The sequence below is a fragment of the Acinetobacter sp. YH12135 genome (genome assembly GCF_013418565.1).
Taxonomy (GTDB): Bacteria; Pseudomonadota; Gammaproteobacteria; order Pseudomonadales; family Moraxellaceae; genus Acinetobacter; species Acinetobacter towneri.
Genome location: NZ_VPBU01000008.1, coordinates 86,116 through 99,627, shown reverse-complemented (window position 1 = coordinate 99,627; position 13,512 = coordinate 86,116). Strand labels below are relative to the sequence as shown.

At 42.0% G+C, this 13,512-nt stretch carries 10 protein-coding genes, 1 tRNA gene and 1 pseudogene; 5 read left to right on the top strand and 7 right to left on the bottom strand.

All coding sequences use genetic code 11. The features are described 5' to 3' along the window. Nucleotides 1–307 precede the first annotated feature (307 nt). The 3 genes and pseudogenes from FTU70_RS06440 to FTU70_RS06430 form a co-directional block, all read left to right on the top strand. Nucleotides 308–535 carry a hypothetical protein gene (locus tag FTU70_RS06440; protein ID WP_004970172.1) on the top strand — a complete coding sequence of 76 codons (228 nt, stop codon included), beginning with the start codon at nt 308–310 and terminating at the stop codon, nt 533–535. A 205-nt stretch (nt 536–740) separates the two neighbouring features. Continuing rightward, a tRNA-Thr gene (locus FTU70_RS06435) sits at nt 741–816 on the top strand. Nucleotides 817–1,178: 362 nt separating this feature from the next. After that, nucleotides 1,179–1,436, top strand: a pseudogene (locus FTU70_RS06430) (PAAR domain-containing protein); the annotation flags it as partial. A gap of 70 nt (nt 1,437–1,506) precedes the next feature. Here FTU70_RS06430 and FTU70_RS06425 read toward each other — a convergent pair. The 7 genes from FTU70_RS06425 to FTU70_RS06395 all read right to left on the bottom strand — a co-directional run bounded on the left by FTU70_RS06425 (nt 1,507) and on the right by FTU70_RS06395 (nt 9,518). Then, nucleotides 1,507–2,337, bottom strand: coding sequence for a cyclopropane-fatty-acyl-phospholipid synthase family protein (locus FTU70_RS06425; RefSeq protein WP_180060354.1), 831 nt, complete (start codon nt 2,335–2,337; stop codon nt 1,507–1,509). Between the two features lie 297 nt (nt 2,338–2,634). After that, complete coding sequence (locus FTU70_RS06420) at nt 2,635–3,942, bottom strand: FAD-dependent oxidoreductase (protein WP_178867368.1); 1,308 nt, start codon at nt 3,940–3,942, stop codon at nt 2,635–2,637. A 424-nt stretch (nt 3,943–4,366) separates the two neighbouring features. Then, nucleotides 4,367–5,251, bottom strand: a complete 885-nt coding sequence (locus tag FTU70_RS06415; RefSeq protein ID WP_180060353.1) for a pirin family protein — start codon at nt 5,249–5,251, stop codon at nt 4,367–4,369. Between the two features lie 196 nt (nt 5,252–5,447). Continuing rightward, on the bottom strand, nt 5,448–6,011 hold the full coding sequence (gene ahpC, locus FTU70_RS06410) for an alkyl hydroperoxide reductase subunit C (protein ID WP_178867370.1): 564 nt from the start codon (nt 6,009–6,011) through the stop codon (nt 5,448–5,450). A gap of 238 nt (nt 6,012–6,249) precedes the next feature. Further along, the gene (gene ssb, locus FTU70_RS06405) at nt 6,250–6,801 is read right to left on the bottom strand and encodes a single-stranded DNA-binding protein (RefSeq protein WP_004970192.1); all 552 of its coding nucleotides are present in this window, start codon (nt 6,799–6,801) and stop codon (nt 6,250–6,252) included. 51 nt (nt 6,802–6,852) lie between these two features. Next, on the bottom strand, nt 6,853–8,217 hold the full coding sequence (locus tag FTU70_RS06400; RefSeq protein WP_180060352.1) for an MFS transporter: 1,365 nt from the start codon (nt 8,215–8,217) through the stop codon (nt 6,853–6,855). 215 nt (nt 8,218–8,432) lie between these two features. Next, nucleotides 8,433–9,518 (bottom strand): DUF475 domain-containing protein, encoded by a 1,086-nt coding sequence (locus tag FTU70_RS06395; RefSeq protein WP_004970195.1) that lies wholly within the window; start codon nt 9,516–9,518, stop codon nt 8,433–8,435. A gap of 304 nt (nt 9,519–9,822) precedes the next feature. Here FTU70_RS06395 and tenA point away from each other — a divergent pair, with 304 nt between their 5' ends. Further along, nucleotides 9,823–10,497 carry a thiaminase II gene (gene tenA / locus FTU70_RS06390; protein WP_004970198.1) on the top strand — a complete coding sequence of 225 codons (675 nt, stop codon included), beginning with the start codon at nt 9,823–9,825 and terminating at the stop codon, nt 10,495–10,497. A gap of 142 nt (nt 10,498–10,639) precedes the next feature. Continuing rightward, nucleotides 10,640–13,474, top strand: a complete 2,835-nt coding sequence (uvrA, locus tag FTU70_RS06385; protein ID WP_180060351.1) for an excinuclease ABC subunit UvrA — start codon at nt 10,640–10,642, stop codon at nt 13,472–13,474. The last annotated feature ends 38 nt before the right edge of the window (nt 13,475–13,512 follow it).

Sequence of the window (13,512 nt, the reverse complement as noted above, 5' to 3'; positions counted from 1 at the left end):
ACGGAATTTGCAGTTAAGACCATCTCCATCGCCAATTTTGATAATCCTCAATCCCTCTATTGATGAAAAATCAACAAACATGACACATTGCGTTACTCTGCAGTCAAGACAATCTTCAATCGCTATGCTACAACTGAGTTATGCTGTCAAAAAAGGAGAGGTGAAGAAATTTATTGTTTTTTATCAAAACCTTTTTTTATTTTTATTTCGTCATCTCAGCTTTCTACATAAAAGGGTCATCATTAAGCTTTAGCATAATAAAAGCGTGCAAATGCCTTACATATATAACTGCTATTCGGGAGCGAACATGAATAACAGCCAAAATTATGTCAAACAAATTAAAAATGCTAAACGTGGAGGATATACGCCTACCATCGCCAAAGACATCAACAAACATAAGATTCAAAAAGCCATTCGCCTAATTGAACAATGGAGAACGCTCGCAAATGAACTCAAACCACAAATGCAACTTGATATGGCCTTTACCTTAGAAGAATGTGCACAGGATTTAGATCGCATCTTAAGAAATAAATAATCGCTTTTCACACTTCATTTCAAGTTATTTTCTTCAATGAGCCCACCCGCTGGGCTCATTTCATACAAAACCTTCTATGTGATTTCCTCGTTTGTAACGCGCCAAAATACTGTGTACAAAATCTTCAAAAACTCTATGCCCTGCATTAAACGGTTACTTTTTGGCTTGCGCACACGTAAAAATTCTGTAAAATTCTCTACACAACGCCGGCATAGCTCAGTTGGTAGAGCAACTGACTTGTAATCAGTAGGTCCACAGTTCGAATCCGTGTGCCGGCACCATATTAAACCTCATAAGTTTTTAATTTATGAGGTTTTTTGTTTCTATAAACGTATATTTTTATCTTCCTCATGCTGCTCGAACCTCCAATTTATTTAGGGCTTCGATGTATCTGCAAAACTTCAATTGCAATACAAGATTGTGACTTTTCACTTGTTAAATGTATTTTATGATTTAGAATGCTGTACACATATTTCAGATCGTATTTTTATATTGATGGTCTATTTTGTTGATGTTTCATCCTTATAAACTGACATTTAAAAATATTTTTGTGAATTAAAATAAAAATTTAAAATTATAAGTCTTAGAAAATTGAGTATTAAAACAATGCTTCTCTAAAATTTTCCAGTTTAAGGAAGACCTCATGGCTCAAAGCTTTGCAACGCATCATTCCATGACCAATCATGGTGGAATCATCCTTGCCAACCAAATGCGTGTTTCTCAAATGGGAAATTTATTTTTAGTGGCGGGTGATGGACATTTCTGCCCTCAGTGCCAACGTTGGTCCACGATTATAAAAAGTCACGATCATATTCTTTTTGATGATAAAGCCGTGGCTTATGTCGGAGATCAATTGACGTGTGGCGCAAAAATTTTACCGAAGCAGTTTCATGTGGTGGGTAGGATTTAAAGCTAAGCATGGACAACTAAACACCGAAAAATCCCATCATCTAACAGCTCATTACAATAGATTAAGCTTTTTCCGCACTCACCTGCACATATTTAATCCAGCCATCTGCATAGAGCTTGGCACATAAACGTGCGGTCATGGCAATTTTAAACCAGTCTGCATCTCGCGTTTGAATTTGATGCTTGAGATGCTGATGCACATAATCAGCAAAACCCGCCAAAACCTGTGCCGACAAATCTTCCACCTGAATCTGTTTAAATTCAAACTGTGCCAAGACCGCTCGAAGCTGACTTTCGGACATTAGATCTTTAAAATTGACATCGGCAGATTTTAATAAGGCACGATATTGCAGCTGTTTGAATGCATTTGGTGGCGCTTGTTCTGCCCAAATTAAATAATGAAAGCCCAAACGTCCGTTTGAATTCAAAACTGCATTGACCTGACTTAAAAATGAATTCAAATGACTATGATATGCCGCATCAATACAGAACACCACATCAAAACGTGGTTGTGGAAAAAGTGCTTTTAAATTTAAAAATGAAGCAGCGTGAATTTTAATATTTGAATTTAAATGTTGTCGAATCGACTGCACATGATGATCTTGTAGCTCAACAGCTTCAAGTCGTTGTATTTGATAGTGTTCCAACCAATATTTAAGACTGGCACCTTGCCCACAGCCTAAATCCAGTACAACATCTTTTGAATTTAAATGCACTGCTGCGGCCAAATGCGCTGCTAAATTTTGACATGCAGCGGGATAATCAGATCCCACTGCATCTGACCAATAACCTAAATTGCTCCACGGCAGTGCGGAAGTATCTCCCAAATATGCCGCTTGAATGGCATATTTATGTTTTGGAAAATGCTGTCGTATCGCCTGTTGCCATTTCATACTGACTCAGTCTAATTCAAAAAAGAGGGGCTGTTGATAATTCATCTATGTTTGCGACAACGCATATTTTTTAGCTGATATGAGGCATGAGGCAGGAAATTTAGTCATTCTAAATGACTGACTCATAACGCAATAGCAGCAAAAAATATGCTTGTCCTGAAAGGCTGTGGCTAAAACTTTCTCAGATTGCGTTATGAAACTTGGCAATAGTCTCGCTATTCCCTGCGTTTCATGCCTGATCTGCTCAGTTTTAGCCTACAGCACAAACCATTTATGAAATATCAACAGACCCTAAACTTAATAACCTAATTGCGGCGCAACCTCAACTTGTGGTTTTAAATCAATAAACGGTAATGGTGCACCAAAAATTTCTGCAATATGCATAGCGGAAGTCACTGCAGATTCTAAAATTGGTAAACCATCGCACGACCATGAACCGCAGAAGAACACTTTACGATTGTCTTGGTGATGGCGCTGCTGCAACTCTTTGTTTAATGCCACTGTCTTTGAATCCACCACAGCGCGGGTTAAAGTTACCGTTGAAATGATCTTTTTCGGATCAATTGGTGTAACTGGACGCCATGTTTGGAACACTGGCGATTTACCGACCAAAGTTGGTTCGATCGAGTTAAGCCATACCGTAAATTGCTGACGGGTAAATTTACGATCCATCATATAACTTAAAACAGACCAATCTTTGCGTTTTGGTGGCATCACTGTTTGATCGGTGTGAATCACCAAATCACCCTGCTCGAATTTGAATTGTTTAAGTAATTCAATATCTTCTGCAAATTGTTGATTGTCCAAGAAATCTTGAACTTTGGTGGTTGGCGTTGCAATCACCACACGGTCAAATGTTTGCGACTGACCTGCAGAATTTTCAACAACCACACCATCTTCTTGTTGATGAACGCGAGTAATCGCTGCACCGCTTTGAATATTAATGCCTTCAATCAGCTTATCAACCAATGCAGGCGTGCCACCTTGTAAACGCAATAAAGCATCACCATCAGTCAATTGGCGTAAAAATACCAACAATGGTTTTGCAGGCCATTCGCCAATGGTTTTTGGATCACAAGTACAAATGGTGTAAAGCACTGGCATCACTGCGCCATGCCAAAACACTTCTTCAATTTCGTTACGATTGATAAATTCCGCAAGGGTAATGTCTTGGTTTTTAGATTTGAAAAATTTAGCAATGGCTGTTTTTAACTGCAACATGCCTTTCACCAAACGCCAGCCGTATTGTTGTATCCCTTTACGGTTGTTAATGATTGGGAAATTACCAATACGGGTGCGACTTGTGGTCAGCCAAGTTTCGGTACGATCTTCAAATAACCAACTGCACGCCATATAAGTACGTACAGGATAAGTTTTAATACCTAAATGTGTGGCCAAGCTGAGGGTGTTTTTCCACAAATGTGGATTCATGACCCGTAACGGCGCATCAATTAAACCATCTTCAAATTCGATGCTATGACTGTCCATTCCACGACCAGGCAGCGCCTCAAAAATTGTAATGTTATGCCCTGCATCTTTAAGAATTCTTGCGGTAGCCAGTCCAGCCATACCACTACCGATCACTGCGATATCCAAACCGATCATCCATCTTTTTACATACTTTATGAAATTATGAACCATGCCTAAGGAAAATGAGCTATTAAAAACTACCAGATTGTGTACTTTTCACAGATAAACAACACAAAGTAGATTGGCAATATGATTACATTTTTTAACAATCAGGAAGTGCTTAAATAAGCCCTATAATTTATTCATATTATTTTCTAAACACTATAAATAGTGTTCTAAACCATGTAGATAAATTCACCAGTTTTATAATTTTCGTTTTACAAATAAATGTCTAAACGCTATGATACCAAGCACAAAAATGATAACTACATCACAGATAATTATCATAAAGAATATGATCAATCCGCTAAAACTAGAAATTTGACAGCGCCAGAACAACAAAAGCCTCGGTCGGGACATCGACATGAGGCTTTTTTCTTGGCTAAGATTTTTTTAAAGCTTAACCTGCTTGATGTTGAATCGGAATTTCACCAAACTTGCCTTGATTAAAATCTTCAAAAGCTTGAATGATTTCCTGCTTGGTATTCATGACAAATGGACCATAGCCTTGAATGGGTTCATTTAATGGCTTGCCTGTCAGCACTAAAAATTGTGTATCTTGCAGTGCTTCAAGCTGAATTAATACTTCGCCATCTTGAGCAAACAACACCACTGAGTGATCTTGCACAAGTTGACTGCCATTGACTCGCACTTCACCTGCCAACACCACCAATAAAGTATTGTGATCCACAGGCACATGCAGCGCTTGAGTCTGTGCAGCTTTCAGTTGTCCATCCCAAACATTGACAGGGCTAAAGGTGCTGGCAGGCCCAGATTGCTCTGCATATTGACCTGCGATAATACGTAAATGCCCCGCCTGATTTTCAAACTCAATTGTCGGAATATGTTGAGATTCAATGGCTTGATAACGTGGCGTCGTCATTTTGTCTGCAGCAGGCAAATTGACCCAAAGCTGTACCATTTCAAACAACCCGCCTTGTGCTGCATAGTCTTTGGAGTGAAACTCCTCATGCACCACACCAGCACCTGCTGTCATCCACTGCACATCACCTGTTTTAATGGTGCCACCACCGCCTGCCGAGTCTTTATGCGTCACTTCGCCCCGATAGGCAAGTGTCACCGTTTCGAAACCGCGATGTGGATGCGAGCCAACTCCATGTTGTGCCGTTGTCGCATCAAAATGATACGGCGCTGCATAATCCAAGAGTAGAAATGGACTGATCGCCTGCCCTAAACGGTCATAAGAAAATAGATTTTTGACTGGAAAACCATCGCCCACCCAATGCATGTTTTGGTTGCGATATAAACCGATTATTTTTTTCATGTGTTACACCTATTGCTAGGAGAATAGATGTTTTGATCTTAATCGCTCATCACACCACAACCTAGTGCAAATTTGGCATACAGCATTGCAAGAATGGAATAATCTTGTTGAAACTTATACATGGTTAAACAAATCATGAGCATAAAAAATCCAGAAGCGAAGTTCTGGATTTTTAAAATTGAGTAAGATGACTCGATTAGATTTTACCAACCAAATCAATAGATGGTGCTAGGGTTGCATCGCCTTCTTTCCACTTGGCAGGGCAAACTTCGCCAGGATGTGCATGCACATATTGCGCTGCTTTTACTTTACGCAATAACTCTTGCGCGTCACGACCAATACCGCCTGCATTGATTTCTACAATTTGGATTTTACCTTCAGGGTCAATCACGAAAGTACCACGATCTGCTAAACCTTCTGCTTCAATCAGCACTTCAAAGTTTTTAGACAATGTCCAAGTTGGGTCGCCAATCATTGGATACTGAATCTTTTTAATTTCTTCTGAGGTGTCATGCCATGCTTTATGGGTAAAGTGCGTGTCTGTAGATACTGAGTAAATTTCCACACCCATTTTTTGGAATTCAGCATATTGATCGGCTAAATCGGCAAGTTCAGTTGGGCAAACAAAGGTGAAATCTGCAGGGTAGAAAAACACCACTGACCATTTGCCAATAAAGTCTTGCTCAGATACGTCAATAAATTGACCATTGTGGTAAGCGGTTGCGTTAAATGCCTTGACTTGGGTATTGATTAAACTCATGGATAATTCCTCATTTCATTTCAGGGATTGCTTATCTTGTGTAGTTAGAATACGAAAAACCAATGAATCGGTAAAACAGTGTTTTTTTATAAAAATAATCGGATTTACAAATTAACAATCCTATCATAGTTTGAAATTTAATCGAGAAAATAGATATTTGCTGAATATCTGCATAAAAAAACCCTTTGTCGAAACAAAGGGTTTGGATGATAATTTCCATTTTAATCAAATGGTTAGTCTAAAATGGCAAGTCATCATCTAAATCTGCTGGTGCAGTTGCAGGCGCAGCTTGTGGCTTCGGTGCAAAACCACTCGGGTTATTGTTGGCATAGCCGCCACCCTGATTTTGGTTAAAACCGCCTTGATTTTGATTCGCATAACCTGTGGCTGGAGCTTGGTTATTGTTAAAACGTGGTTGTGCAAACCCACCATCTTGCTGGTCAGATTGTCCACGGTTCGAAGAATCGAGCATTTGCATTTGATCACCACGAATTTCAGTAGTGTAACGCTCTTGACCGTTTTGATCGGTCCACTGACGTGTACGCAATGAACCTTCAATATATACCTTAGAACCTTTGCGTAAATATTGCTGTGCAATCTCGCCTAAACGGTTATGTAAAACAATGCGATGCCACTCTGTTTGCTCTTTACGCTCACCTGTGTTTTTGTCTGTCCAGACATCACTGGTTGCGATAGAAAATTGAGTGAGAGAACCCCCATTTGGGAAAGTTTTTGTTTCAGGATCACGACCTAAAGTACCCACTAAGATGACTTTATTTACACCACGCATTAGATGTTTTCTTCCTATTTGTTTCTATTATTTACTTTATAAGAGTTATGCTTAAATGGCTACCTCTTTCCCAAACAAGTGCGTTAATTGTTGTCGCGCAGCATCATCAATATGCTGTTTATCAACCTTTACATACGCCACTTGTTGGTCAGACATCACCACGACCTCTTCAATACCACGAATTGCCAATAACTGAGAAGTCCATTCATCTGTTTCTCGATTCTCAGGCAAGCGCAATACCAAAGATGAAAGATAGCGCGGCTGCGCCAATCCAAAACTAACAAGCAACCAAATTATAGCAATCGCAGTCAAAATACTCCAACCCATTGCGGTGTGGTTGAGCATCAACAACTGCCCACCAATCATCCCACCAAAAAATGCTCCCAAAAACTGACTGCTCGCATTCACACCCATCGCGGTGGCTTTAGATTGAATTGGCGCAGCCTTTGACAACCACGAAGGTAATAAAGCTTCCATAACGTTAAAAGCAATAAAGAATAAGCCCAAACCCAATAAAAGGATGTACTTCGATTCAAACCCAAAAATCAGCACCAACAGACCTAAAATAATACCTGCAATGGCGGTCAGGAAAATGCCACGCATTTTGCGATATTTTTCTGCCAAAACAATGCTTGGAAATGCCACGAACAGACTGACCAACAACAATGGCAAATACACCCAACCATGATGCTGCAAAGGAATATCGGCAAATTGGATTAATTGCGAAGGCACATAAATAAACATGGCAGTCAGCAATAAATGTAGGGTAAATACCGATACATGCAGACGGTTTAAATCGCCCATTTTCAGGACTTGCTTTAACTGAGTGATATAGCCTTGCTGAAAATTACGATGATGACGCGTGACTTTAGGCACCAATAACAACATGAGAATCGCTGCTAGTCCCATCACTGTGGTGACCCAAAATAACCCTGAAATACCAACCCAGCCCGTAAGCCATGGCCCTAAACTAAAGGCCACCACAAAGGACATACCGATACTCACCCCCATCACCGCCATGGCTTTCATGCGGTTTTCTTCGCGGGTCACATCGGCCAGTAATGCCATCACCACGGCAGATACTGCGCCACCACCTGCAATGGCACGACCAATAATCACGCCATAAATGGTGTCAGACATGGCTGCAATTGCACCACCCAAAGCAAACAGTAATAAGCCAAAAACCACCAATGGCTTACGGCTATAACGGTCTGCAATTAAGCTAAACGGAATTTGTAAAATGGCTTGGGTGAGTCCATAAACACCAACGGCAAGACCAATCAGTGCAGGAGTTGAGTATTGATATGACTGCCCTGCTACTGAAAATACAGGAATAATCATGAACAGACCCAACATGCGCAATGCAAAAATACTGCTTAAAGCAAAGGTCGAGCGGCGTTCTAAGGCATTCATCATATCAATCGACTAAAACTAAATAATTTTGAATTTGCAGATATCCTACAACATTCAGCTTAAGGATGCTGATTTTTCCCGATGTTTATTCAACAGACCCTACTTTTTCAATAAAAAAGGGCGCAACGTTGTGCACCCAAATTTATATTTTATACAGTCTTCATCACCGTATTGCTCTGTGATTTCGCGGCAATACAGCAACGGGCATCACCATAGCATTAACCCGCTTTTGCCTGACGTTTTTTAAATTGAATAGATGCAATCACCGCCCAAACAATAAAGGCAACACCAATTAAACCTGTCACCACTTCTGGCACATGCAAGCCTGTACCGCTGGCAATCATAATAAAGGCCAACGCACCAATCGCATAGTGCGCACCGTGTTCAAGGTAAATATAGGCATCCAACGTGCCTTTTTCGACTAAATAAATCGTCATCGAACGCACGAAAATTGCACCAATCGCCAAGCCTAACATGATGATCACCACATCAGAGGTGATTGCAAATGCACCAATGACACCATCAAAACTGAACGAGGCATCTAGCACTTCCAGATATAAAAAGCCCCCAATACCCGCTTTCACCACGCCTGTCGGTACGCCATTTTCGTCATGACGCACAGCATTGCCCTGTTCATCGACCTCTGGTTCACCGCCCAACATGTGACTCAGCACTTGTACGCCAATATAAATCACGATGCCCCAAATACCCGCCATCGTCACCACAAGGCGCTTATCTTCCACCACATTGGCCGCCATGATTAACAAAGTCACTAAGGCCAAAAATACCGACATGGCAGGCACGCTTGCCAGATTGCTCAAACGACGCTCAAACCATCTAAACCAGTGCGTGTCTTTTTCATCATCCAAGAAAAAGTTTAGGAAAACCATCAACAAGAATGCGCCACCAAAAGCAGCAATTTCAGGGTGATGTGCCATCAGTTTAGCCGAATATTGCTTCGGATCATTCAATGCCAGTTGCACCACTTCCATCATGCCCATATCGGCAGTGACCGCCACAATGACCACAGGGAAAATTAAACGCATACCAAAAACTGCAATGATAATCCCCACGGTTAAAAACAGCATTTTCCAGAAATGATCCCAACCGCGCAGCACTGACGCATTCACCACCGCGTTATCAAACGACAACGACACTTCCATAATCGCCAAAATTGCGGTAATGGTTAGTGCGGTAAGCATGGTTTGCACACCTGCTTCTGGGCCATGGGTATAGCCCCAGTATGCAGATAGCGCAAGACACACAATCGAAAATACGATTGAGAAACCAAAATGTTTCATCATGAGAAACGACCTATCACTATATTTTGATCTGAACTTTTCATCTGCCGAATCTGTACCATCAACGCAAAGTACAGTTTTGATTAAGCTTTAACAGATACAAAAATTCTGAAAATTGAATTGCCCGAATTTTAAATCGGACAAAAACTGAGAATGTAAAATTTTATGCTGCAATTATGACGCTTTTTCCTCAACTTCGGCAAAATTCTTCGTATGATTTTTGGTTTCCCGATCAGATACCGTGAAAACCGTGTTTTTCATTCCCAAACTGCTATAGTGAAATGCAACGACATATTAGGAATTTAGGATGCGCTTTTCTCAAGACGCTTGGCAACGTAACCTTGCCCTTTATCACAAGACGCTCGCTTTACCATTTAATCAGGAGTTGGCACAAGGCACCTTAAGTAAAGCTGCTTTTGCACATTATGTGATTCAAGATTCACATTACTTAATTGCCTACGGGCGTGCACTGGCAGTCTGTGCGGCTAAAGCTTTTGATGCAGATGATATTATTCAGTTCGCAGATGCCGCCAAAATCGCAATTGTGGTGGAACGTACCTTACATGACAGCTTTATGCAGGAGTTTGATATTTCCAAACAGGAATTTGAAAGTACTCCGCTGACCCTTGCCTGTCATCACTACACTTCTTATTTAGTCGCAACCGCATGGTCAGAAAGCTATCCTGTGGTATTGGCATCACTACTGCCATGTTTCTGGATTTATGCCGAAGTTGGTAAAGATATCGTCAATAATTCTGCACCGAATAATCCGTATCAGGCATGGGTCGATACCTATTCGGGCGAGGAATTCCACACCGCAGTCAATAATGTGATTCAAACCATAGACCGTGTTGCTGCGCGCTGTGATGCCGATACCCTTGAAAAAATGCACCACGCCTACACCAAAGCTGCAGAACTGGAATGGTTATTCTGGGATAGCGCCTATCATCAACGTCAGTGGCCGGGTTTAGATCAAGCTTAACGGCCGCCCTCACGCACCGTATGGGGATCACTCCATACAGTGCGACAAGCCATGACCGATAAAGCATGAAAAATAACACTTGAACAATTTTCATGCGCTATCATATATAGGTTTTTCATTTGCAAAATATCGAGAAGTTTTTATGAGCCAAAGTCATATCCGTATTCGAGGTGCACGTACCCATAACCTAAAAAACGTGAACCTTGATATTCCACGCGATAAATTTGTGGTAATTACGGGTTTATCTGGTTCAGGAAAATCTTCACTGGCGTTTGATACCCTTTATGCCGAAGGACAGCGTCGTTATGTCGAATCGCTTTCTGCATACGCACGCCAGTTTTTATCGCAAATGGAAAAACCTGAAGTCGACTCGATTGAAGGTCTAAGTCCCGCAATTGCCATTGAACAGAAATCGACCAGCCATAACCCGCGTTCAACCGTGGGTACCATTACCGAAATTTACGACTATTTGCGTTTACTGTATGCACGTGTCGGCACACCTTACTGTCCTAAACATGATTTACCAATGGTGGCGCAAACTGTTTCAGAAATGGTCGATGCTGTAAAAGCACTGGAAGAAGGCACTGCCTTAATGCTACTCGCGCCTGTGATTCGTGAGCGTAAAGGCGAATATGTGCATCTGTTTGAACAGCTACAAAGTCAGGGTTTTGTACGCGCCCGAGTTGATGGCGAAGTCATGGACATTGACCCACCACCAGAACTCGATAAAAAGAAAAAACATACCATTGAAGTGGTGGTAGACCGTTTTAAAGTCCGAGATGATTTGGGCAACCGTATTGCCGAAAGCTTTGAAACTGCACTGCGTTTAGGTGGCGATTTAGCCATTTTATCGTGGATGAATGCGGAACAACCTGATCGTATTTTTTCGGCCAAGCACTCTTGCCCGCAATGTGACCGTGCCGTGGCAGAACTTGAACCGCGCCTGTTCTCATTTAACAACCCTTTTGGCGCTTGTCCAACTTGTGATGGTTTGGGGACACGTAGCCATTTCAGTGCGGAAAAATTGATTCCAAACCCTGAACTGTCGATTAGTCAGGGCGCAATTCGCGGCTGGGACAGACAGCGTCCGTATTATTACAGCATGCTGGAAAAAGTCGCGGCACATTATGAACTCTCACTCGATACGGCATGGAATCAGCTGGACAGCGTGACACAAAAGAAATTCCTGTATGGCACAGGTAAAGACAAAATTGACCTGAGCTATACTGATGAACGTGGACGCCACCATAAACGTGTGATTGCGTTTGAAGGCGTGTTACCGCATTTAGAACGTCGTTACCGTGAAACCGAAAGTAATTATGTACGTGATGATTTGGCGCAGTATTTATCTAATGCTGCCTGTGATGCCTGCGGTGGTTCACGTTTAAATGAAATCTCTCGTAATGTCCGCGTGAAAGACAAAACCATTGCTCAAATTACCCAAATGTCGATTGGCGATGCCGAAGACTACTATCAAGGCTTAAATCTTGAAGGGGCTAAAGGTGAAGTCGCAGATAAAATCTTTAAAGAAATTCGTGAACGTCTGCACTTTTTAGTGTCGGTGGGTTTGAATTATTTAAGTCTGTCACGCTCCGCCGAAACTCTTTCAGGCGGTGAAGCACAACGTATCCGCTTGGCATCTCAAATTGGTGCGGGGCTTATGGGCGTGATGTATGTGCTAGATGAACCTTCAATTGGCTTGCACCAGCGTGACAATGATCGCCTGTTGGAAACCCTGATTCGTTTACGTGACTTGGGTAACACGGTGTTGGTGGTAGAACACGATGAAGATGCGATTCGCGCTGCCGACCATATTATTGATATTGGCCCAGGTGCAGGTGTGCATGGTGGACATATTATTGCCGAAGGCACCTATGCAGAACTGGCCGAACATGCAGACTCCCTAACAGGGCAGTATTTATCGGGCAAATTAAAAATTGAAGTGCCGAAAACGCGCACCCAACCGCCACATCCCGAACAACAAATTAAGCTAATGGGCGCAGCAGGACATAACCTGAAAAAAGTGGATCTCACTTTGCCTTTAGGGGTAATGACTTGTGTCACAGGCGTGTCGGGTTCAGGAAAATCCACCCTAATTAACCGTACTTTGTTGCCTTTGGCTGCAACACAATTAAATGGCGCAACTACATTAACCGCAGAAAAATTCGACTCGATTGATGGTTTGCAATATTTAGATAAAGTGGTGGATATTGACCAAAGCCCGATTGGGCGAACGCCACGCTCGAACCCCGCGACCTATACAGGCTTGTTCACTCCAATTCGTGAGCTGTTTGCGCAAACCCCTGAAGCTAAAGCACGTGGCTATGCAGCAGGACGCTTCTCCTTTAACGTTAAAGGTGGACGCTGCGAAGCTTGTGAGGGTGATGGCATGATTAAAGTTGCCATGCACTTCTTGCCAGATATGTACGTGCCTTGCGATGCCTGTCATGGTAAACGCTATAACCGCGAAACTTTGGAAGTCAGTTATAAAGGTCGCAATATTTCTGATGTTTTGGAAATGACCGTTGAAGATGCCATGCATTTCTTTGATGCCATTCCTGTGATTCATCGTCGGTTGGAAACGTTAAATCAGGTTGGCTTGGGTTATATCCGCCTTGGTCAATCAGCTACAACTTTATCTGGCGGTGAAGCACAGCGCGTAAAACTGGCACGTGAACTGGCCAAACGAGATACAGGCAAAACCCTGTATGTACTGGATGAACCGACCACTGGTTTGCACTTCCATGACATTGCCAAATTGCTCGACATCCTGCATGAGCTACGCAACAAGGGTAATACCATTGTGGTGATTGAACACAACCTAGATGTGATTAAAACTGCAGACTGGATTGTCGATTTAGGCCCTGAAGGTGGTGCAGGCGGTGGACAAATCATTGCCGAAGGCACACCTGAAACTGTCGCAAAATCTAAAATTTCACATACCGCAAAATTCTTAAAACCGATGTTAAAAGGCTAAAATAGATTATTTCAGTTTTTAAGCCCATTCAAGTTTAA